General features: G+C 60.6%; 36 protein-coding genes. 5 read left to right on the forward strand and 31 right to left on the reverse strand.

Annotated elements, in window-relative coordinates; all coding sequences use genetic code 11:
* Nucleotides 1-3 precede the first annotated feature (3 nt).
* Genes J5M56_RS08210 through J5M56_RS08225 form a run of 4 tightly spaced genes read right to left on the reverse strand, consistent with a single transcriptional unit; the run spans nt 4 to nt 2,621 of the window.
* Nucleotides 4-381 (reverse strand): hypothetical protein, encoded by a 378-nt coding sequence (locus tag J5M56_RS08210; protein WP_207936381.1) that lies wholly within the window; start codon nt 379-381, stop codon nt 4-6.
* 3 nt (nt 382-384) lie between these two features.
* Nucleotides 385-819 carry a hypothetical protein gene (locus J5M56_RS08215; protein ID WP_207936382.1) on the reverse strand — a complete coding sequence of 145 codons (435 nt, stop codon included), beginning with the start codon at nt 817-819 and terminating at the stop codon, nt 385-387.
* A 47-nt stretch (nt 820-866) separates the two neighbouring features.
* The gene (locus J5M56_RS08220; protein ID WP_047934281.1) at nt 867-1,844 is read right to left on the reverse strand and encodes a major capsid protein; all 978 of its coding nucleotides are present in this window, start codon (nt 1,842-1,844) and stop codon (nt 867-869) included.
* Nucleotides 1,845-1,847: 3 nt separating this feature from the next.
* Nucleotides 1,848-2,621 (reverse strand): hypothetical protein, encoded by a 774-nt coding sequence (locus J5M56_RS08225; protein WP_207936383.1) that lies wholly within the window; start codon nt 2,619-2,621, stop codon nt 1,848-1,850.
* 137 nt (nt 2,622-2,758) lie between these two features.
* On the opposite strand from J5M56_RS08225, the gene J5M56_RS08230 reads away from it, so the two are divergent.
* A complete protein-coding gene (locus J5M56_RS08230; protein ID WP_207936384.1) occupies nt 2,759-3,091 on the forward strand; it encodes a helix-turn-helix transcriptional regulator in 333 nt (110 codons plus the stop codon).
* A gap of 30 nt (nt 3,092-3,121) precedes the next feature.
* Here J5M56_RS08230 and J5M56_RS08235 read toward each other — a convergent pair whose 3' ends face one another.
* From J5M56_RS08235 to J5M56_RS08255, 5 genes are read right to left on the reverse strand one after another with little or no spacing between them, the layout of a single operon-like run.
* Nucleotides 3,122-4,213: a minor capsid protein gene (locus J5M56_RS08235; RefSeq protein ID WP_207936385.1), complete on the reverse strand. Its 1,092-nt coding sequence runs from the start codon at nt 4,211-4,213 to the stop codon at nt 3,122-3,124.
* Nucleotides 4,140-5,591 carry a DUF4055 domain-containing protein gene (locus J5M56_RS08240; protein ID WP_207936386.1) on the reverse strand — a complete coding sequence of 484 codons (1,452 nt, stop codon included), beginning with the start codon at nt 5,589-5,591 and terminating at the stop codon, nt 4,140-4,142. Before J5M56_RS08240 ends, J5M56_RS08235 begins: the two co-directional genes overlap by 74 nt.
* On the reverse strand, nt 5,591-6,919 hold the full coding sequence (locus tag J5M56_RS08245; protein ID WP_207936387.1) for a terminase: 1,329 nt from the start codon (nt 6,917-6,919) through the stop codon (nt 5,591-5,593). Before J5M56_RS08245 ends, J5M56_RS08240 begins: the two co-directional genes overlap by 1 nt.
* Nucleotides 6,894-7,370 carry a DUF2280 domain-containing protein gene (locus tag J5M56_RS08250; protein ID WP_207936389.1) on the reverse strand — a complete coding sequence of 159 codons (477 nt, stop codon included), beginning with the start codon at nt 7,368-7,370 and terminating at the stop codon, nt 6,894-6,896. The genes J5M56_RS08245 and J5M56_RS08250 overlap by 26 nt, the downstream gene beginning before the upstream one ends.
* A 31-nt stretch (nt 7,371-7,401) precedes the next feature.
* Entirely contained in the window at nt 7,402-8,010 is a 609-nt protein-coding gene (locus J5M56_RS08255; RefSeq protein ID WP_207936391.1) for a putative metallopeptidase, read from the reverse strand.
* A gap of 122 nt (nt 8,011-8,132) precedes the next feature.
* On the opposite strand from J5M56_RS08255, the gene J5M56_RS08260 reads away from it, so the two are divergent.
* The gene (locus J5M56_RS08260; protein WP_207936392.1) at nt 8,133-8,372 is read left to right on the forward strand and encodes a hypothetical protein; all 240 of its coding nucleotides are present in this window, start codon (nt 8,133-8,135) and stop codon (nt 8,370-8,372) included.
* Nucleotides 8,373-8,403: 31 nt separating this feature from the next.
* Here J5M56_RS08260 and J5M56_RS08265 read toward each other — a convergent pair whose 3' ends face one another.
* Genes J5M56_RS08265 through J5M56_RS08290 form a run of 6 tightly spaced genes read right to left on the reverse strand, consistent with a single transcriptional unit; the run spans nt 8,404 to nt 10,215 of the window.
* Nucleotides 8,404-8,652, reverse strand: coding sequence for a hypothetical protein (locus J5M56_RS08265; protein ID WP_207936393.1), 249 nt, complete (start codon nt 8,650-8,652; stop codon nt 8,404-8,406).
* Nucleotides 8,649-8,840, reverse strand: coding sequence for a hypothetical protein (locus tag J5M56_RS08270; protein WP_207936394.1), 192 nt, complete (start codon nt 8,838-8,840; stop codon nt 8,649-8,651). The genes J5M56_RS08265 and J5M56_RS08270 overlap by 4 nt, the downstream gene beginning before the upstream one ends.
* Before the next feature lie 20 nt (nt 8,841-8,860).
* Nucleotides 8,861-9,091: a hypothetical protein gene (locus J5M56_RS08275; RefSeq protein ID WP_207936395.1), complete on the reverse strand. Its 231-nt coding sequence runs from the start codon at nt 9,089-9,091 to the stop codon at nt 8,861-8,863.
* Between the two features lie 57 nt (nt 9,092-9,148).
* Nucleotides 9,149-9,460 (reverse strand): hypothetical protein, encoded by a 312-nt coding sequence (locus J5M56_RS08280; RefSeq protein WP_207936396.1) that lies wholly within the window; start codon nt 9,458-9,460, stop codon nt 9,149-9,151.
* Nucleotides 9,457-9,783 (reverse strand): MFS transporter, encoded by a 327-nt coding sequence (locus tag J5M56_RS08285; protein ID WP_207936397.1) that lies wholly within the window; start codon nt 9,781-9,783, stop codon nt 9,457-9,459. Before J5M56_RS08285 ends, J5M56_RS08280 begins: the two co-directional genes overlap by 4 nt.
* A gap of 54 nt (nt 9,784-9,837) precedes the next feature.
* On the reverse strand, nt 9,838-10,215 hold the full coding sequence (locus J5M56_RS08290; RefSeq protein WP_207936399.1) for a hypothetical protein: 378 nt from the start codon (nt 10,213-10,215) through the stop codon (nt 9,838-9,840).
* Nucleotides 10,216-10,441: 226 nt separating this feature from the next.
* Here J5M56_RS08290 and J5M56_RS08295 point away from each other — a divergent pair, with 226 nt between their 5' ends.
* Entirely contained in the window at nt 10,442-10,621 is a 180-nt protein-coding gene (locus J5M56_RS08295) for a type II toxin-antitoxin system HicA family toxin (RefSeq protein WP_060507189.1), read from the forward strand.
* Nucleotides 10,622-10,670: 49 nt separating this feature from the next.
* Complete coding sequence (locus J5M56_RS27235) at nt 10,671-11,408, forward strand: hypothetical protein (protein ID WP_347709421.1); 738 nt, start codon at nt 10,671-10,673, stop codon at nt 11,406-11,408.
* A gap of 77 nt (nt 11,409-11,485) precedes the next feature.
* Here J5M56_RS27235 and J5M56_RS08305 read toward each other — a convergent pair whose 3' ends face one another.
* The 16 genes from J5M56_RS08305 to J5M56_RS08375 form a co-directional block, all read right to left on the reverse strand.
* On the reverse strand, nt 11,486-11,743 hold the full coding sequence (locus J5M56_RS08305) for a DUF2513 domain-containing protein (RefSeq protein WP_207936401.1): 258 nt from the start codon (nt 11,741-11,743) through the stop codon (nt 11,486-11,488).
* Nucleotides 11,744-11,914: 171 nt separating this feature from the next.
* Nucleotides 11,915-12,604, reverse strand: a complete 690-nt coding sequence (locus J5M56_RS08310) for a hypothetical protein (RefSeq protein WP_207936403.1) — start codon at nt 12,602-12,604, stop codon at nt 11,915-11,917.
* A complete protein-coding gene (locus tag J5M56_RS08315; protein WP_207936405.1) occupies nt 12,601-12,747 on the reverse strand; it encodes a hypothetical protein in 147 nt (48 codons plus the stop codon). The genes J5M56_RS08310 and J5M56_RS08315 overlap by 4 nt, the downstream gene beginning before the upstream one ends.
* Nucleotides 12,744-13,349 (reverse strand): recombination protein NinG, encoded by a 606-nt coding sequence (locus J5M56_RS08320; RefSeq protein WP_207936407.1) that lies wholly within the window; start codon nt 13,347-13,349, stop codon nt 12,744-12,746. Before J5M56_RS08320 ends, J5M56_RS08315 begins: the two co-directional genes overlap by 4 nt.
* Nucleotides 13,346-13,816, reverse strand: a complete 471-nt coding sequence (locus tag J5M56_RS08325) for a hypothetical protein (protein WP_207936409.1) — start codon at nt 13,814-13,816, stop codon at nt 13,346-13,348. The genes J5M56_RS08320 and J5M56_RS08325 overlap by 4 nt, the downstream gene beginning before the upstream one ends.
* Nucleotides 13,809-14,063: a hypothetical protein gene (locus J5M56_RS08330; protein ID WP_207936411.1), complete on the reverse strand. Its 255-nt coding sequence runs from the start codon at nt 14,061-14,063 to the stop codon at nt 13,809-13,811. The genes J5M56_RS08325 and J5M56_RS08330 overlap by 8 nt, the downstream gene beginning before the upstream one ends.
* Entirely contained in the window at nt 14,056-14,499 is a 444-nt protein-coding gene (locus tag J5M56_RS08335; RefSeq protein ID WP_207936413.1) for a hypothetical protein, read from the reverse strand. Before J5M56_RS08335 ends, J5M56_RS08330 begins: the two co-directional genes overlap by 8 nt.
* On the reverse strand, nt 14,496-14,627 hold the full coding sequence (locus J5M56_RS27050; RefSeq protein ID WP_279381808.1) for a hypothetical protein: 132 nt from the start codon (nt 14,625-14,627) through the stop codon (nt 14,496-14,498). Before J5M56_RS27050 ends, J5M56_RS08335 begins: the two co-directional genes overlap by 4 nt.
* 109 nt (nt 14,628-14,736) lie before the next feature.
* A complete protein-coding gene (locus J5M56_RS08340; RefSeq protein WP_207936415.1) occupies nt 14,737-15,498 on the reverse strand; it encodes a replication protein P in 762 nt (253 codons plus the stop codon).
* Nucleotides 15,495-16,232, reverse strand: a complete 738-nt coding sequence (locus J5M56_RS08345) for a hypothetical protein (protein ID WP_207936417.1) — start codon at nt 16,230-16,232, stop codon at nt 15,495-15,497. The genes J5M56_RS08340 and J5M56_RS08345 overlap by 4 nt, the downstream gene beginning before the upstream one ends.
* A complete protein-coding gene (locus J5M56_RS08350; protein ID WP_207936419.1) occupies nt 16,229-16,720 on the reverse strand; it encodes an HNH endonuclease in 492 nt (163 codons plus the stop codon). Before J5M56_RS08350 ends, J5M56_RS08345 begins: the two co-directional genes overlap by 4 nt.
* Entirely contained in the window at nt 16,717-16,992 is a 276-nt protein-coding gene (locus J5M56_RS08355) for a hypothetical protein (RefSeq protein ID WP_207936421.1), read from the reverse strand. Before J5M56_RS08355 ends, J5M56_RS08350 begins: the two co-directional genes overlap by 4 nt.
* Entirely contained in the window at nt 16,989-17,789 is an 801-nt protein-coding gene (locus J5M56_RS08360) for a Rha family transcriptional regulator (RefSeq protein ID WP_207936423.1), read from the reverse strand. The genes J5M56_RS08355 and J5M56_RS08360 overlap by 4 nt, the downstream gene beginning before the upstream one ends.
* A 98-nt stretch (nt 17,790-17,887) precedes the next feature.
* Nucleotides 17,888-18,100: a hypothetical protein gene (locus tag J5M56_RS08365; RefSeq protein ID WP_207936425.1), complete on the reverse strand. Its 213-nt coding sequence runs from the start codon at nt 18,098-18,100 to the stop codon at nt 17,888-17,890.
* 18 nt (nt 18,101-18,118) lie between these two features.
* Complete coding sequence (locus tag J5M56_RS08370; protein WP_207936426.1) at nt 18,119-18,328, reverse strand: hypothetical protein; 210 nt, start codon at nt 18,326-18,328, stop codon at nt 18,119-18,121.
* A gap of 29 nt (nt 18,329-18,357) precedes the next feature.
* A complete protein-coding gene (locus J5M56_RS08375; protein WP_027916433.1) occupies nt 18,358-18,555 on the reverse strand; it encodes a Cro/CI family transcriptional regulator in 198 nt (65 codons plus the stop codon).
* A 116-nt stretch (nt 18,556-18,671) separates the two neighbouring features.
* On the opposite strand from J5M56_RS08375, the gene J5M56_RS08380 reads away from it, so the two are divergent.
* Nucleotides 18,672-19,475, forward strand: coding sequence for a LexA family transcriptional regulator (locus tag J5M56_RS08380; RefSeq protein ID WP_207936427.1), 804 nt, complete (start codon nt 18,672-18,674; stop codon nt 19,473-19,475).
* Nucleotides 19,476-19,689 lie beyond the last annotated feature (214 nt).

The raw sequence follows: 19,689 nt of genomic DNA on the forward strand, positions 1-19,689 counted from the left end.
GACCTAAACCCTCTTGAGGATTACGGTACCCTGGCGGCGAGTCCACGGCGCGATCAGGTCCAGCGCGAAGTTCTCGGCGCTCGATCGCTCCACGGAGCCTGCAACGTAGGTCTTGCTCGTCGAGGTGCCGGCCTGCGCGGAAACAGACTTGCTCTGCACCTCGCGGTCGGTGTCCCTGTAAAGTTTGCCGGCTGCGGCCAGCTTGGCCACCTGCGCGCCAGCGGACTTGATTGCGTCAGGCACCACCTCAGGCACAGCACGCTTGATCTTAGCCGTGAGCCAGGCATTGGCCATGGCAACGGCGAGAACCGCATCACCGTCTCCTGCCCAGCCCTGCCCGAGCGCCTGGTCAACATCAGCGACGGTGATGAAGTCGGTCATGGCTTATTCCTTCGATGGGATCAGGGCCTGCAGATCTGGCTTGTTGAGGGCTGGATCAAAGGTGATGCCTTGCGCCGTCAGCCACTCCTTGAGCTCCGGCACCTTCATCTTGTGAGGGTCGGTCTCGTCGCCCACCTCCTCCTCGATCGCCTTGTCGATCTCGGCCTGGCTGCTGACCGGGGCGTAGCCGTTCGGCGGGTAGACCGACGCCTTGTAGCCCTCCGCCACCCACTGAGCGATGGTTGGGCCGTCCAGGCGCAGCCCTTCCTCGATCTCGCTGACGCTGATGCCCTGCCGCTGGTAGGCCTCGCCGATGTGCGGAGCATCGCCCTGCACGGACACCGAGGTAGCGCCGTCGATCACGCCAAAGAACTGGTCCAGACGGCGATAGCAGGTGCCGCGCTCGCTGCCCGGTGTGTTGGTGTAGATGACTTTCATGCTGATCTCCTGCGCAGGGCGCCAGGCCGGCGCCCCGCATCATGGGGTCAAGGGGTGGCGGTGCCGCTGATGACTGCGGCGAACGGAACCTGCTTGCGGTCGAAGACGCGCTCCCAGTTCGCAGCGCTGGCGTACTGAGTGGCAGTCGGGCTGAGGTTCTGGCTGTTGCTGCCTTTCCAGCTGAAGCCGGCCGGTTGCAGGATGTAGGTCTTGCGCTCCCACAGCACCTCGGCGCCGCCGCCGTTGCCGCCATCCGGTTTGCGCTGCATTTCGACCGGCATGTGCGGGCTACCCTCGCCATAGCCGAATGCGCCCTGGCCGAAGAACAGCGACAGATACTGGCCTGGGGCGTAGATCAGGCCGTCATCCATGAACACCGGCTTACCCAAGTAGGTTGCCAGGATGATCTTGCCTTGAGAGTCGCGCAGGTACTCGATCATGTCCTGCTTCACCATCTGGTTCATCACGACCGAGTGCACGCCGATCGCGGCGAACATATCGGCGGCGTCACCGGCGGTGAAGGCAGCGTCTTGAAAGGCGTTTGCGCTGATCGATGCGCCAGCGTCCTTCACCATGTCGCCGCCATTGTTGGCGATGTTGGACGCAATCACACCGCGTGCCGCGCCCATCAGGTAGCGTTGCCACTGACGGGTCCAGTAGGTGCCGAAGCGGTTGCGGATGTGCTGCATTGGCTCGGAGTTGGCCAGCTCCGCGGTCAAGTCTGAAACGCCGTAACCCTTGTTGAGATACAGGGTCCGGGCACGCATGCTGCCCTGCTCGGCCTTACCAACTTCACCCAAGTCATCCGGGTCATCGTTGGAGATATTCGGCGCCTCATCAGCGTCGAGATCCTGCCAGTAGCTGATTTCGGAAGTGCCTTGGCCGTTCTTCGCGATACCGTCCAGAGTCGCGGAGCGGGTGATGATGCCCGACTCATAGACGGCAGTCTTTTCTGGGGAATTTACCGGCTCCAGAGTGCCGTAGTAGTCGGCAACGAAGATGTCCGACAGTTGGGTAGATGCCATGGATTAGGTTCCTCGGGTGGCTTGGAGTTTTTTGAATGCGTCGGGGTTGTCACGAGCCATCGCAGCACGCTCGGTCTCGGTGTACTCGCCCCATTTCTTCGTGGCCTTGCCACCGTTGTCGCCGGTCTGCCCGGCACCCTGAGCCCTTGGCCACAGGTGGGAAGCGGTTTCGCGCAGCGATTCCGCCCATTCGAGGGGAGACAGCGGCGTCTTGCCGTCCTTCCCGTACACGACTTCGCCGGCACGGTCAGTGGCGATAGGCTCGCCGTCTTCGCTCAGTTTGAAGGTGCCACGGGCGCGGAGGATGATGTCCTCGGCGGCCTCAGGCAGCGCGCCTGCCTTGATGGCGGCAGCGCGGATGGAGTCAGCCAGCACCTTGTCGCTGTACTTGGCAGCAAAGGCTGCGGCCTTGTCGGCGCGCTCGTTGGCTGCCTTGACCTGCTTGTCCAGGTCGGTGCGCAGGCGCTCGGTGCGGCGGCTGATCACTTCGTCCAGCTTGCCCTCTGCGATCAGCTTGGTCTCTTCGTCCTGACCGGCCTTTGCCAGCAGGCCCTTGACCGCCTCGAGGTCCAGGCCGTCGAACTGACCTTTCAGTTTGTCCAGCTCTGCCTTGATGGTCTTGTTGGAGCCGATCAGCTCGGTGTTTTTGGACTTGAGGCCCGAGACCTCGCCATCCAAGAATTTCTGTACCTCTCCGCCCAGCGCTGCCTTGAGCGCGGCGGTTTGGGTTTCGTCGAGGGTGAGACCGTGGGCGGCCGGGTCGAAGTCAAAAGGCATGTGGCTATCCCCATGGGATGAGTGGACCCGCCTGGCGGGCATGAAAGATTTAAATACAGCTTAGTTGGTACTTTTAGCTTGAAATACAGCACTAGTACTGTATTATCAACTTATTAGCCCTCAGCAAGGAAACAAAAATGTCTCTACCGCACCCGAATAGCCCTGAGTTCGCCCCCGCTTTGAAAGCAGCACGCGAGGCCATGGGCCTTTCTTACACCGAGCTCGCGAAAGCGGTTGGTATCAACCCGGCTATGCCCTCCCGGTACGAAAACAACGATCATTCCTGCGCCTGCGCGCCTCGCGATTCCACTTGGCAGAAGCTCAACGCACTTTTTTCCGGTCGGGCAACGGATTCGCTGAATAGCAAGATTACGCAAGCTGAGGACGTGTCTCTCGCAGAGTCGACGGTCGAACAAATCATCCAAGAGCTCAAGGCTCGTGGCGCCAGTTCGGTGACGATTAACTACTGATCTAAGAGAGGGCGGGAAGGTCGCCTCTGGCTAAATTCCTGCCCGCTCGAACGCCAACGGCTCCAGCTCCTTGAGCTGGTCGAGCGTCAGTGGCTTGAAGTTCTTGTCCAGTTGCAGCGCGGCGAACCGCTCAGCCGTGAGCCCGCCATCCCGGAACAGCTTGGCGCGCACTGGCCCAAGCGCAGCGTCTTGAAACGCGCCGGGCTGAGTCTTCAGCCACTGGTAGTAGTTGAGGCTGGCCGAGACTTGCGCGCCGCCAGATGCGCCCACAGATGCGCGTGTGGCGCCCTTCGCGAATGCCGCTGACAGCTTGGTGATGGGCGTGATGGTCGTCCGGCAGTGGATGTGGAACGGCGGCACAGGCCCCTTGCCCATCTCGTACTCCCTGCCATCCAGGCTCCTGCACTGCACGCTGGTCTTCCGGTCCAGGGTGGCTACGATCCGATAGCCAGGCACCACATCAGCATTTGCCTTGAGCGTTTCCATGCGCGCGGTGGTGGCCACATGCTGGACTGCGGTCTGGACGACTGCCCGGGCGCTGCGGTTCGTGACCGCCAGCACGCCATCCGTGAAGTTCTGCGCAGCGGTGCCGCGCACGGCCTGGGTGATCTCGGCGTTGGTCTGGCCCTGTACAACACCCATCCGGATGGCGTTGGTGACCCTGTCCGCTTCGGTTCGGGTCCATCCGCTCAGGAAGGGCTTGAGCAGCTTGCCGCCATCCAGCCCGGCAACCTGCAAGGGCTGCGTGGTGATAGCCGCCCGGAGCAGGGAATCCGACGGCGTCACCGCGTCGATCAGCAGCGCCTTCGCCAGGCTGCGCCCCTCGAATGCGGCCTCATACTGCGCGATGTCCACGAGATCAGATTGCATCCGGTCGCTGAAGGCCTTGTAGATCTCCAGCAGCTTGCCGCCCACCCGCCCCAGAAACTCCTCAAGCCGGCTCCGGCCGTAGGTGGTCAGCTCCTTGCGGGTGAGCTGGTCGCGAACGTGGGCGTCAGCGCGGCGGAGGTAGCTCTCGAACTTCTTGACCTCGCCGGCCTTCAGTCGCTCAAGCAGCACCGAGTGGCGGCTCACCTGCTCCAGCAGCTTCTCGTCCGCCGTTTGCTCCGGTTTCATCGCCATCGTCTTTGTCCAGGTTGACGCCGCCCGCGCCGTGCTCGTCGCCGATCAGTTCGGCCTCTTCGTCGTAGGGGCGCTCGGGAAGCTTTCCGGTGGTGAGGTACTGCCAGTATGTCTCGGCACTAATGGTGCCGGCCATGACACTCTTCTGCAGCTCGGCCAGGACCTGGGCGTTAACCTCTGGGATCACGAACTCGGGCTTGACCGTGAAGACGACCTCGTCTGGGTTGTAGCCAGTCCATTCCGCCGCGTAGCGCAGGGCCTGCTCGATGGCGGCAGCTGCGGTGATGACGATGCTGTGCAACGTGGCGTGCTGATCGTTCTGGCGAGTCTTGCGGGCCTCACCCGACTCAGTGCCGGACACGTCCATGACCTTGGCGCCAGCCTCAAGGGCTGCGTTCTTCTGGTCTTCCATCGCTGTGCGGACGGCCTGGATGCCGGCTCCCTGAAACTCGAGGTAGCCGCACGATCCTTTGGGCCCAAGGTCCCAAGCCGCTGATGGGCCGGTAACGCTGAGCTCTACGCTCTCGTCCAGGCCGGACACCCACGGCTGGGGATGGCTGGTCTGGTGCAGCGCGGTGAAGTAGTCGGCACTGAGCTGGTACGACTTCAGCGCGGCCCGGGCCATGGTCAGCAATGGGATCTCATCCACGTCTGGAGAGTTGTCGGTGGAGCCGCAGTAGATCACCGGGATGTAGCCCAGGCCGCGCACCAGGTTGTTGCTGCCGTCGACGGAGCCCAGCGGGCGGTCGTCTTCGATGAGCTCGCCGGCCTCGTTGCGCACACCTGTGCGGCAGACCGCGCCGTCCATGTAGAACTCGCGGTAGACCGTCTCGCATTCGTGGCTGTAGCGGTCCTGCTCCTTACGCCGGAACTCGCGGAAAACGGACAGCACCAGGTCCTGGCGACCACCTTGGTCGGCGGTGTCCCAGTTGATGGCGTTGCGTACCGCGTAGGTGGCGAAGTACGGCTGGCCGGCGTCATCGATGTTGACCACCAGCGGCACCCGGCCGTGGGAAATGGCCTGGCGAACGATCCGCAGGAACAGCTGGGTCAGGCCGAAGCCATCGGCCGTGGCGTTGTCCTCCAGTCCCTTCAGACCGGCGGGCAGCTTCACCTCAGGAATCAACCGGGAGACCAGCCCCATCATCGAGCGCAGCGAATCCCGTACCCAGTGCTCGTACTGGGCCCGGTCAGTGTAGTTACGGTAGAGGTAGGCATTACCCTGGTCGTCCAGCTTCTCGGCCTCGACCATGCCGCTAGGCTTGGGCAGGTTCCGCGGGTTGCGCTTGATGGCGCCCTCGCCTTCCAGAGCGTCGTCCATCATCCGCCACTCTTCGATGTGAGCGTCGTAGTCTGGGTTGGTGGATTGAACAGGCATTACGCCAAACCTCCGATGCGGCGGGTGCCGGCGGACTGAGTCTTGATCGGGAACCGCTTGGCGATGAAATAGCCCGCGGCGTCGTTCATGTGGTCGTGCCCCTTCTTGGGGTCCTTGTCCGGCTCACCCTTATCGGTGTAGGTCTGCCGCTCCAGGCACTGAGTGAGCTGCGGGCATTGGTCGATGTTGACCTTCAGGCGCCGCTCACCGTAGGTGTTGAGGAACATGGCGTTGACCGCGTTGATGCGATCCTTCACGCCGGGGTTCTGTGAGTCGACGACCACGGTGAAGCCGGCCTTCTTGAGTAGGGAAAGGTCCGATTCACTGGCGTTCTTGCTGCTGGTGTTCTGGCCGCTGGCGTCGGGGTACACGGAGACGCTGTGGCCGGAGAAGCGAACCTTGATCTTCTCGATCATCTCGGGCGTATCCCGCACCGAGTGGAACTCATCCAGCGCTAGCGGCAGGCCATCCCGGACCACGTACACGACCGCGGCCATCTTCATGACGTTGAAGTCCATGCCGATGTGCACGGCCTCGCCCGGCTTGACGCGCTCGCTGGTGCGGCACTCGGCTCGGTCGAAGGTGTAGTACACAACCCCGGCGTAGTTCTCGAACCCGGCCTCGTATTCCTGGCGGAACGTGCGCGGGTCCATCTTGCGCCGGGCGGCGTCCAATTCATCGGCCGGGACGTTACCGCCCTGCAGCGAGGTGTACTGCCAGCTCTTGTGATCAGGTTCACCGCCTGGCTGCCCATCGCGGTAGGTGTCGTAGCAATGGTTGAAGCCCTTCGGCGTGCCGATCCGCAGCGCATGCCCGCCCTTTCTCGACTCCCCGGTCTGGGGGATCGTGTACTGGCAGGTGGAGAGCATTGGCCTGAGCACCTCTTCCCAGGCTGCCCACGGGCAGTCCGCCCATTCGTCAACCAAGACGAAGAACAGGCCCGACCCCCGCAGGTTATCGTAGTTATCCAGGCCGACCACACGCATGATGTGGCCGGACTTGAGGGTAATCGAGCATTCGGTCTCATTCGGCCTGGCCGCGCGCCACGCTTCAGGGATGGCTTGCTTCAGCCGGCGCCAGAAGACCCGCTTGGCCTGCTTGAACGTCGGCGCGCCATACCAGATCTCGTCTTCAACGCTTACGCCCCACTCCGCAGCCAACCGAGCCGCTCGGCGCATCTCTGCCTTGCCGAGGAACGTCTTGCCGAATCGCCGCCCGCACACCGCATCACGAAAGCGCGCCTCAGGCTGAAAGCCCCAGACGTAGATGTTCGCCTGCTTTGGCGTCAGCTTCACCGGCGGGTCATAGGTGCGGGGTAGTCGGGACATTCTCGTCTGGCTCCAGCGTGTACTCAGCAACGGCGTGCTGCTGGTCCGCCTGGGAGCCCAGGGGCTTGTCGGGTTCGATCTTGCGGTTGACGTACATGTCGCCGCATTCCTTGGCGGCTTGCTCGTACAGCTGGGCGGTAAGCGCCAGGTTGCGCATGTTCTCGGCCTTCTCGGCCATACGCCCGAGGCCGCGAAGGCGAAACGCACGGTTGGCGATCGGGATCTCAGCTGTCTCCTCGCGGAAACGCTTGCGGGTGTCGTTGAACAGATCGATCCACTTCTGAGCAAGGCCACGCCCTGCGTACTTGGTCGGGTCATGCCCTTCGCACGTTTGGCGGCTCAGCTCGATGCCGAATTCCTTCTTGACGGCCTCCACCACCTGCGACGGTGTATCGAAGCAGGCCAGAGCCTGAACAATGAAGGCTTTGACCTCGCTTCGTAGTGCTGCCATGTGAATGTCGTCCGTCAGGACCTGTCAGGATTCAGGCCGACTTCAGCAGGCAGGTTCCACAGGCCCTCGCAATGTTGATTTTGGCCACCTCGGGCGGCCTGCTTGCAGCGTCGATGAGCTGCTGCACGTCGTGGCTTGCACCGTAGCGGCGAACCACGCCGGTGAACTCCTCAACGTCGTGACCGCGCATCTCAAGCTTGGGCATACCGTCATCACCGAACGCGGGGGCGCCGTACTTATTGAGCTTGTGTCCGATGTGGTACAGCTCGTGCTCGACCAGGGTGCAGAACTCAGCCTCACTGCACTGGGCGCAGTAGTCGCCGGCCAGGGTGATGAGGAACTCCGGCTCTTCGCCAAACCAGTCCCGCATCTGCTGTTCTTGGCGTGCCTTCTGCCACCCACCGGCGCGAATCATCAGCTGCTCGGCCTGGCCAAGCACGCTGCGACCTTTCTTGTTGAATGATGAGGATGCCCAGAGCACGCGGATGCTGGCGTCGATCAGGTGAGCGTGATCTGGGTTATGGATGCTGCCGGTCTCGGCCAAGATCTCGCGCTGTATCCACTCCCACAGCTCGGGAGCGGGCTTCAGTGTCAGGAATGGTGATTCGAGAAGGTCACTGGAAGGTATGGGCCTAGACATTCCTACCCACCTGCTCTTGAAATAGTGTCCTTGAGCCACCATACAGAGCACGTCGGCCAAGGAGGGCTTGAGCGTCTGAGCGCTCGTTGGTCTACATTCAATCCAACCAATGAGTGGTTTAAATGGCTATCAAATGTAATGACCTGAATTTCCTTATTAATGTCGTGAGACAAAAGCACCCGGACGTTAAGGAGGGTCATCCAACTGCTACTCAGCATCAATTCAAGTTTGCATGTGGGCTGATCATGAACGTTTTCACCACCACCGGAACGGTCAACTTCCAAGGCAACAGCCATGAAAGTCGCACCGCCTTCGATATCGTGGCTGTCATTGATATGATCAATCGGCCTGCCGCTCTTTAACTTGCCCGTGCCGCACTCTCCTGCGGCACACCTACCCTTCACCGCAATCGAGCAAAACATCAATCAGCTGCTGCTCCGCCAGCCTGAACAGCGCCAGAGCCTGCAGGTCATCTGCGGCCGGGCCGATACCGAAAGCCGTCACCTTCCCCGTCGGGGAGCGAAGGGCGACCGCCCCAATGGCGCATGGGTCGATGCTTCCCTGCTCAAGGTCGTCAGCGATCTTGCGTAGCGCCCTTACCGTGTCGCGCCATCCCTCACGCTGGAACTCCAAGACCTTCACGAGGACACCATCTTGTGGGTCTCAGCATGGGCGTGGGCGTGAAGAATAGCGGCAAGCAGGCCCTGAGGGAGGCCAGCGCTCTTGGCCTCATCGATAGCCTTGATCACCGCAGCATCCAGCTCATTGGTCGCGGCTACCACGTCAGCAGGAAGCGGCAGGACCTGCCGGAGTCGGGTCACGTTGCTCATGCAGGCCTCCCCGCGGAATGTCAGACGAAGGGGTCAGCTGGCTTGGCTATCGAGCGCACAAACCACATGAAGCCCTGCTGCAGGTTAGTCTTGGCCAGGGCCAGTAGACGCGGGTCGACGCCTTCGATCTGGCCTATCTGCTTGAACAGCACACCAGCGTCGGCCTCAAGGGCCTTGATCGAGTTCATGCCGTCGATCTCGCTCTGGGTGAGGTCGCGGTAGCCGGTGATCTTCTTGTGCTGGTTGTCCATGGTGGATCCTCAGGTATTCGCGCCACGAAACGGCGCATGTCGGTTTTGTGGCGCGGATCAGTTCGACCGCTTGCACATATCGCAATCCAGTCGCCGGCAGATCCAGCGTTTCATGCGGGGCCAGTAGGTGATGACGAACATGTGCCGCAGCCCAGCCAGGGCCAGAGCGACGTGCATCGTCACGCCAGCGGTGTTCGGGGTGAAGAACATGCGGTCAGACCTGGCCAGGATGGCGTAGCCGCTCAGGGCGATGATCGAGTACAGGATCTTGCCGATTACCCCATCCCGCACTTTCCCGCTCAGCACTGCCCAGGATGCCCATAGGGCGATCACACCGGCAGCCAGCGCGTTGACGTATTCGAGAATCATCCGTTAGGCCCTCCGAACTTGGACCTGATGACAGACCAGAGATCAGCGGCCTTGATGGCGCGGGTGACGGCAGCAATGAGTGAGCCGCCGAATGTGCCCAGCAGGAACCCTACCCCCGCAACGCTGCGAGGCTCGACGATACCGAAGTAGGCGCTGACCATTCCCGTCAGGTAGTGAGCGCAGGCCATGCCGGTGAGCAGAAACAGGATCCAGGCCTTTCGGTCGGTCAGGTCGTCCTTGTGCCAACGGGTGGCTACCAAGGCCCCCAATAGCCCCGCAATTGCCCAGTCCAGCTTGTCGAGCAGACGGTGAAATAACTCCATGCTCTACTCCAGGCATGAAAAAGCCCCTTAGTGAAGGGGCTTATAAGAATATCGCTAGGGCTGGCCTCGCCAGTACTCGATTAAACGCCGATACTCCTGCAAGAAGAACAGCTCGTCATCGAGGAATTCGAAGCCATGCTTACGGGCCATTTCGAAAAAGCCTGGCCCTGGAATTCTCGTTCGCCCCTTCCGAACCACTAGAACGGTCAAAAAACCCCGCCCAAGCTCATGCTCGGAGGAGGATATTTCGTCAAGAAGCACGCTCAGGCGTGGATCACTCGCCTCAATTGCGAGAGGTAACTGCGTGACCAAATCCGAATAAAAAATGAAAGGGTCAGGCTTTCTTACACGCTGAATAAGAAGGCTGCGAGCAGTTTCACGAGCGTTAATCCAATCAGAAGCTGCAAATCCCTGAATCATTCCGACAGTCATGTAGCCTCCATTGTCAACCGTAATGGCATTTAGACACCTGGCGGAGGCTGAGGCAAGCCTTGTGGATGATGATACTCAGCGCCAATTTTATTGCCGTGCCTGGGCCGAGGTCGGTCGGGTCCATCCAGAATCTCCCGGCGAATCTCTAGAGAGATACACCACATAAATGTTGTATTACCACATATTTGTTGTATACTGGAGTCATCCAAACAACAGAGACGAGGTGATGAAGTTCAGCGAGTTCAGACGATGGTTGAAGGCCCACGGGGTGACCTTCGAAGCGGCGAAAGGAAGCCACTTCAAGATCACGGCCCCAAACGGCAAACAGACTGTCTTCGCGGACCACGGCGCTAAGGAAATGCCAGAACCGACCCGCAAGGCGATCATCAAGCAACTGGGGCTCTAAGAGCCCCCTTCGCCTATGAGCGCTGAACGCATCACCCTGAGGAGTGACCATGTACGACTATGCAATCCGCTTCGAAGAGGACGGCACCGCGCCAGGCGTTGCCGTTTTCTGCCGTGACCTGCCGGAACTGAACAGCTTTGGAGATGACCGCCAGCACGCCATCAGCGAGGCTGTCGATGCTATTGAGTCGGCGCTGTCGATCTACGTCGATCAACGTCGTACCATTCCGGCCGCAACCCCGGCCAAAGATGGTGAGGTATCAATTCACTTGCCAGCAGTGACAGTCGCAAAGATTGCCCTATGGAACGAGATGCAGGCGCGCGGGATGAGGAAGGCCGATCTGTGCCGATCGCTGGGCGTGTCGCAGACAACCGGGGACCGCCTAGTAGACTTCCTCCACACTTCCAAGATGGAGCAGCTTGAACGCGCCTTGGAATCCTTGAAACTAAAAGTAGAGCTGAAGATCGTGAGCAAGAACGCAACCAAACTGATGATTCGCAAAGTCAACGAACCGAATGCAACCCGATTCTTGGTCCATCGCGCCGACATGGGTCTGGATCAACTGGGTATTCCTGCTGGCTTGGTTCAAGACTATTCCGCCATCTCGCCCAAAATCGCGACAGTCGATCTAGACGGCAACCATGAGGATTTTTGGTGGCTCAGCGGAAGCGCTGAACGACTGATTAGCATGGGCTGGGATGCTTTCAGTCTGACTAAAATGCAGCACGACGATTTGGGCCCAACCCATGACGAAGAGCTGCCTCGGAGCAGTACCGCAACCGATTAATCGACCAAAAGCCCTATTGAGGCCCTCTTTTACGCATCAAAAAGCCCTGCATTAGCAGGGCTTCGAAAATGAGTAGCCTACTTCGCGAGGAAGTTATGCCCCTTCCACGTCAGTTGAACACCGACATCCATGTTGTGACCGATGCGCACCAATGAGAGCAACCCTTCTTGGATACACAGCTCGATGGTGTAGTCCATCTGATCGGCATCTTTCCAGGTTAACCCGGCCTGATCGCAGTAGTTTTTGATCAGACTCGTCTTGATGATGCCCTTCTTGTCAGCCGTCTCTTCGACCATCCCCAAGAGACCGGCCACATGTTCCAAATCGCGCTTCAAAGGACTTCCTTAGCTCAGCTGTTATGAGGTTGAAACCATATCAAGCTGCGACCACGAAGTCTCAATCTAGAAAACAAAAAACCCGGCACTATGGCCGGGTTCTGTTCGTCAATCCTCAACACACGCAGGAATGACAGGATGAGGGAATAATGTTGCACGGTTGCACGGTTGTCAAGCTGCTTCTGCCATCAAAATGCCTTCGTCCTTCAGAATCTTGGCAGATGCCGCTAGCGCCTCTAGAACCATCTCGTCCAGCACCTTCTCGATGGCCTTCTTCCATCGCCAGTAAGTGGTCCGGTTCAGGCCTTGGTTGTCCCATGTGTTGATGTCGTAGAACTCGGCCGGCAGTACGATCATGTCGGTTGAGCGCTTCACGTACTGCTCGCGGCGTGCCTGGCCGTCATCCTCGGGCATCTCGCCACCAGCCAGGTGCTGCACCACGCCAGCGTGCAGCGAATCGAACTGTGCGCGCTCTCGTGCCGCTCTGCTGGCCACCTCACGCCCCGACTGCGCCGGCACGCCTTTGACCGGCGGTATGGCCCAGGCGGTGACAGCCTTGTACCGGAACAGGTTGGGCGCCTGGGTAGCGATAAGCGGCACAAGCTTGCCGATCGCCTCCACCTTCTTGGCCTTGTGGGTCGAGAACCTGGCAGTCAGGGCATTCCAGTGCCGCGGTATCAACTTGCTGTGCAGCCGTGCGTGCACCCAGCAGTCCACCAGCATCGCCGCATCCTTCCCGGAGATCTCCCCCTTCAGCTTCGAGGCCTGGACCTTCGGCTCGAAGTCGCCGCCGCCCACCCCGCTCATGGCTTCTGCCGCGAGGGCACGCACTACTGCCGCCAAAACGCTCTGATACTTCATTGCTTGCCCCCTGCCTGCTTGGCCTTACTCAAGATAAATTCTTCGTAGTAACGCTTGCGGCGCACCGCGCCGGCCCAGGACAGCGCGCCGGCCGACACCACGATCAGCGCCGCCAAAATCAGAAATGCCCATGCTGGTGTCATGCTGCTGCCCTCTTGAGATCGCGGAGTTTTTGGCGGTACTGGGCCTTAATGGCCTGCAGGTCTTCGATGGTCAGGCGCTTGGGCTGATGAGGCCCTTCGAGCCAATCAACATGGTCGGCGCCGATGCGCTTCACCAGACGAATGCGGTACTCGACCGCGTTACCCGACAGGTTCCGGTTGCACTTCACGCACTGGCGGTGGACGTTCAGCGGCTCGAAGCGCAGCTCCGGGCAGGCTCCTACTGACCGGTAATGGCCGGCATCCCAGCGGCTGCCGGTAATGAGGTCGTGGTCGCTCGGCAGCGAGTCGCAGCTGATGCACGGCAGGCCAGCGTCACGCTCGCGGATGTACGCATTGAACGCCGACTGCGCTTCGGCCATGTGCTCTCGTCGGGTCTTCAGCTTCTCCCGGCGCGCCAGCAGGTCCTCGCGCTTTTGCTTGGTGATGGCCTTGGCCGCGATCTTCTGGAGCTTCGGGTCTTTGGCCATGGTCTTGGCGCAGGCGATGCTGCACACCTTTTGGGTGGTCATGGTTGGCTTGAAGGGCTTGCCGCAACCTGGAGCCTTGCACTTCTTCGGTTTGATTTCTTTGGCCAGTGTCATGCCGCCTCCTCGTTCAGCAGGTCGCCGAACACCACGCCCTGCGGCGCGAACTCGGCAACGATGCGGTCGGTGTACTGGCAGCCCTGGGCCCGGTCGAACAGGCGGGTCACCGGGAAGCCATCCGGCCCGAACATCGCGCACGGCCCCATCAGGCGCAGCTTCACCTCATACGGCAGGTGGATGAACGACTCGGCCCAGCCGGTGCGGAACTCCTCGCAGCCGGCGCGCATGATCGGCACGCCGAAGTGCAGCTTGCAGTACCGGCGCACGTCTTCGATGTCGCCCATCTCGGTGCTCTTGGCGATTCGGTCGTACATGGCGAACCACAGGGCGTTCTGGTCAAGGGTGCGGTCCTTGCCTGGGCGCATGCTGACCACGACGAACTTCTTGTCGCGGAACAGGCGGGTGAGCATGGTCACGGCCTTGGAGAGCTTGGCCTGGCTGTTGACGCTAATCTTCTCAGTCACGGTTCGCCTCCTTCACCCAGCGGCGCATCGACAGGTCGCAACCCATAGTCAGGCATACGCCATTGGCCATGCCGCGGTGAGTGGCGCGCCGGCGGCAGCCACAGCCGCAGCGGCGGCGCGACTTCGCGTCGACAGGCTCGTGGTACCGAATCTGGCCCGGCAGTCCGCCGACCTGGCCCCAGCCATCCATGCCGCCGCGCATTGCAGCGGAGCGTGCCGCCTGAGACATCGAATTGAGATCAGCCATGGCTCGCCTCCTTGGCCATGGCCGAGTCGATGTTTTCATCCATCACCTCAAGCGAGGTCCAAGCCCTCACCTGGCGCTGGTCCTGCCAAGGCTCGCGCAGCCAGCGATACCGCTCGGCATCCTTGCGCAGCGCCTCGTTCTCGGCCTTGAGCTGGTCACGCTCGTAGGCCAGAACAAGCTCCCGGGTAACCGCCCTGCCTACTTCCTGATGCACGGTCACCTCAGCCGCTACACCTGCCAGCCGTACCTTGGCCTCCAGCCGCTCGATCTCCGCGAGCAGGGCCAGGATGGTCTTAGGCATGGCCACCTGGAGATAATCCTGAACGGCTTTGACCTCAACAGGGTCGGCGCCAATAGCCATGGTGATTTTCACGTCAGTCGTTATCGCGTTGGCAGCCTCTGCCAGCGCCTTCAGCTTCTGCTTGTCGATGGTCATCCCCTCACCTCACACTCAGGCCAGACCAACTGCGCCTCACGCAGCGCATCTGCACGGTCAAGGCTCTGCTCCATCAGCACCATCTGGAAGGCCTTGGGGCCTACGATTACGGTCCATACGCGCTTCATAGGTATCTCCGGGCAAGGAAGGCAGATACCGCGATAAAGACCAGACATGCGATACCAATGGCGGTGGCGCGCTTTAAATGACGCTCAAGGTCGTTATGTAATGGACCCATCACACCCCCTCCCCGGCCGGCTGCCCGGCGCGCTTGATGTTCAACTTGGCCAGCAGGTGTGCACGGCAGGCGGCGACGCTGGTTGGGATCTGCTGGATCTCTAGCAGGCGCACCTGCTTCTGGGCGGCATACTCGTCGGCCAACTGCGCGGCGCCCTTCTGGCTGTCATGACCGATGCCCGCGGCGATGTCGCCCAGTGGCTCGCCGGCGACCAGCATGCGGATCGTGATGTCGTAGGCCCGGGCGAAAACCTTCTCAGCCCGCTCCACCTCCATCGAACCCAGGTTCTGCGCCTCGCACTGCAGGGCCGCGTGGCGCACCGCTGCGTGCGTCCAAACGCGTGACCCTGCCCTGCTGGGGTGGAAGTTCTCCAGCGCCTCTGCCAGGGCCCGCGCAAGCGGCGGAATACCCATCTCTTCCGGCGTCGGCTGACACAGCTTGATGAACTTGCCGCTGCTCGGGGCGAAGTCGGTACCCAGAACCCGGCACTTCTGGATGCCGAAGCGGATCTGCTCGAGCGTGTTGATGCCCGCGGCGACGAATGACTTGATCCAGCTGCGCTTGGCAGCCTTCAGCGCCTCGTCATCCGGCCAGGCCTGCTTCCACGCTGGGAAGATGGCCTGCAGCTCCTTGAACAGGGCGTTGACCACTTCGGTGGTGCCCGGGTCGAGCTGCTTGGCCGGGGCCTGCGCCTCGGCTGGCAGGTTGCGGGCCGTGGCCATGATCTGCGTCACGCTGCGCAGTTTTGGTTGTGCACTCATAAGGCCCCCAGGTCATCAGCCCATGTGGTGTCGTTGAAGTCGGGGCCGTTGCGGCGCTGGCCCTGCTGGGCACCTGGCAGCACCTTCTCCGGGAACAGGCCAGTCCAGCCGTTACTGATGGACTGGTTGATCACGGCGTCAGGTGCGGGGTGGTTAGCCAGCTTGGCTGCCTGTTGTTCGCAGGAGGTCTTGGTGAGCGGCTTCTTGATCTCGCGGCGGTGCTGGCACCACTGCGCCCAGGTATCCGGGGTGACGTTTGCCGGGCAGGATTTGAGCGGATCAAAACCCGCGACCTTCGCTGGCGAAGGTTTTTCAGTCCTTGCTCGCTTTTTCAGTCCTTGCTCACCATCAATACTTACTAGTGTCGGATTTGCCGGATACGGCTGAGCCGGAAGCGGTTCAACCGGATACGGCAAAGCCGGAAGCGGTGTTTCAGACACGACGTAGTGGGTTTCGCCCAGCAAACCGGACTCGCCACGGTCCTGGCGGCGTTCGACGTAGCCGGCGGCGATCAGCTCCTGCAGCAGGCCGTACACACCATCGCGCCCGGTCGGTTTCGAGGACTTGGCCGTCTCGTTGCGCAGGTGGGTGACGGACACAGCCCAGTGGTCAGGCTTGCCGAGCAGGAAGACCAGCAGGCCACGGGCAGCCCAGCTCAGGCGCCCGTCCTCGCTGATCGACTTGTTTAGCATGTAGAAATTGGCCTCTGGGCGAGGCGCGCGGATGATGCTCATGCTGTGCGCCTCCCTTGGCCACGAAAATCTACGGTTTTCATGCTCTTCCAGCTGTTGCAGGGGGCGCACAAGGTTTGCAGGTTTTCTTCTGTAGCTTCGCCGCCCCGCGCCTCTGGAACGACGTGATCGGCACGCAGATCGGACCTGCTACCGCATCGCAGGCAGGCGTACCCGTCGCGCTCAAACACAGAAAGCCGAACCCTCGGGCTGATCACCTTCTTCCGGTAGGATGGTTTGGCGGGAGCGTCACCTTCGAAGGCTAGGATAAAGCGATCTCTCCCTGCAGCCTCGATCAGCCTCCGGTCCTCAAGGCGTTCAATGAGGCGCTCAACCTGGCCCTCTGGAATGTTGGTGTAGCGCGCTATAGAGGCGACACTGACGCTGGAGAATGGCTCCTGCGCGTTGTCGCAAATGCAGAGCAGCACGAACTTTTCCAGCGGCTCGACCTCTTGCCTGCCCAGTGCCCACATCATGGATTGGACGCTCATTTGTCGCGCTCCTTGGCCATGCGATTCTTCAACGCAGCAGTCAGCATCCTGTAGTAGCGCTTGAAGCGCTCCGGCTGGTCGTCTTCAAGGCTCCAGCCCGGGTCGTGGCACCAGCCGCAGGACTCGTCGCAGCTGTGGTTACGGCCTTCGTCCGGGAAGTGCTTCTGGATGATCGCGCGGGCTTCCTTGTTGATCGCGGCTGCCTTGGTCAGGAAGCGGCGACCAGCAGTCGGGGCCAGGTAGACGGTTGTTTGTTGCGGGATGATGCTCATGCTGCACCCCGCACTGCCTTGTCGTGGGTGTGCAGGCCGTCCCAGTTCTTCTTCATGGGCAGCTCGCCGGCCAGGTACAGCTCGTACAGGCGGACGGCGCCCTTTCGCAGGAGGACCGGCGTGTAGCTGATGAACGCCTCTTTCCCGTGCGGGGTGATCTCCTGCTGGTGCTCGGTCATGTACTTGTCGCGGGCGTAGGCGGCCACGCGGTACCGGGTGCCGGACTTGCTCTCGTTGTAGAGCCAGTTGCGGCGCTCAAGGAAATGGCCGACCTGCATCACGTTGACCCCATTGAGGCCCTTGCAGAACTGAACGTGGCTCATGCCTTCCTTGAACAGGTTCTCCAGGCTGTCGATCTTCTTGGCCTGGGCCTCGACCTGGACGGTGAGCAGGACGCGGGCTTTCTCCGACTCCAGGGCCATCTGGAGGATTTCCAGCTTGCTTAGGTCGGCGGGCATCGGCTTCGCTACCTGCGCTTCCAGCTGCTGCCAGCGGTCCACCAGTGCGGCGGTGAATTCCGGCGAAAGCTGGGCCACGACAACGAAGCTGTCGCGCTTGCCGATCAGGTACTGCTTGATGCAAAGGGGGCCTGGGCCCGGATTAGGGACTTCCTCAAATTGAGGGAGTCCGATCAGGCCTTTGGCGTGAAGGGATTCGATTGTCCGCCACACATTGTCGTGGCGTTTTTGAGTGACCTCGGCAATCTCCCGCGACGACATGCGCGCCACAGAATCGTGGTTCGCATTTTGTGGCGCGGGCCTGTTGTTGGGATGTAGACTCAGGTTCTGCGTATGCATATAATTGGTCTCAGTTATGTGTTGCAGAGAGCCGGGCCGCAATCCCGGCTTTTTTGTGCCCGTAAGAAGCCCGAAAGAGGGCCTCTGTCTTTTCACAATCAGGGAACATTGAGGCCCTTTTTGTGCCCTACCAGCCCCAATACCGGGGCCTTGTGTCGCATTTGTCTCAATTGCTCCTGGACCGCGAGTGAGCGACTCATTTCCAAGTACTCCTCCGTCGATCTGTCCAGGCTCCAGCCAAGGTCGGCAGCCAGCTGTCGAACCTCAGCCTTCACCTCGATTGGCAGCAATTCGAAGGTGGTTTCAGGCATAGGCCCTCCATAGGGGCTTCAGGCCGTTTTATCCTGCTCACCAGCGCCGTTCATTTCTCGGAGCAGATCAGCAGCGCCCAGTCGACGACCAAGGTTGGCCAGCTCATGTACGTAGGTCGCCAGCTGCATGCCGGCCATTCGGGCCTCCATGCGCAGCTTCCTGATGTCCTCAGGCTTCCAGCGCAACTTGATTACTTCGCTGCGTTTGTTCGCGGGGTCCAGGTGCATTCAGGGATTTCCTTGTGATTGAAAAATGGTTACGCAGCCGACTTGCGAGCAGGTATTGGGCGAATCTCATTCGCCTCGATGTGCCCGTCGTCATGCATCGTGATTCGGATGTCTCGCTTGGCGCGGAACATTTGGGAGACGGCGCTTTGCTGAATCCCCAGAGCCTTGGCGAGGTCGCTCTGGGTTCCATGCCCGGCCAGGTATTCCTCAAGGGAAACAGTGTTCATCTGGTCTGCCTCATAGGGGTTTGATCGGATATTAGCACTGCTGTTTTACAATATTCAAGGACAAAGAGTAGCAGTGCTGTTTGCTTAAGAATCAGCGGTGCTACTAAATCACGCGCATGAAGAAACCGATCAGAACCCCTTTGTCTGCCGAGCAGCTTGCCGATGCTAAGCGGCTGCACGACATTTACAAAAAGCGCGCCAAGGAGTCCAGAGAGGATCCGACCAAGCCAGCCCTGACTCAGACCGAAGTCGGGGAGCGGTGCGAGTGGAAGTCCCCGCAAAGCACTGTTAGTCAGTACATGACCGGTAAGGTAGCTCTGAACCTTGAGGCCCTCGTCAAGCTTTCCGAGGCATTGGATTTTGAGCCCGCCGAGGTTAGCCCTACCCTGGCCGCTGGCATTAGAAGAGCGTCGCCGGGGCAGCTTCCAGACTACGAGGCCCAGGCCGCCAATTCGCCGCTGCCTGCATCTGCTGACGTTCCCCAGTCTGAGGATGAGCGCTATGCGTTCGTCCCGCAATATGACGCCAAAGCAGCAGCAGGCCTGGGCAGTGAGAATCCCCACGTTGAGGTTCACTCAACGCTGGCGTTTAAGCGCGACTGGCTGAAGGCCAAAGGCGCTAAACCGGAAAGTCTTGCTGTGATTTACGCCGAAGGGCAAAGCATGTGGCCAACGATCAACGACCGCGACGTGTTGTTGGTTGATCGGTCCCGGATAGACCCAGTGGACGGCCAGATTTTCGTTCTGGCGGGCACCGATGGCGCTATCGTCAAGCGACTTATACAGGGGCCTCTTGGTCAGTGGGTTCTTCGTAGTGACAACGACGACAAAGGCGAGTATCCCGATCGGTCGCATCTGCGCAGCGATGGGAATGAGCACAGAATCATCGGCAAGGTGATTTGGCGAGGTGGCGACCTGTAGCCAGTGGGTGATCAGTATCTACCAGGTGCTGCAGGCTGACGAGGATCGGTTGGTCGGGTATGGGGATGAGGTGAAGGTGCGAAGGATTGAGCGCTGTCTGTAGGCATGCCTGGCCAAGGAGCCGGCTTCCAGAGTGACCAAAGATTCGCATGGAGCATCTCAGAATCAATGACGGATGACAGCCGTCGGCTAAATTATGATAGCTACAAGCTGT

It is taken from the genome of Pseudomonas sp. 51_B, from assembly GCF_017491595.1.
Lineage (GTDB): Bacteria > Pseudomonadota > Gammaproteobacteria > Pseudomonadales > Pseudomonadaceae > Aquipseudomonas > Aquipseudomonas promysalinigenes.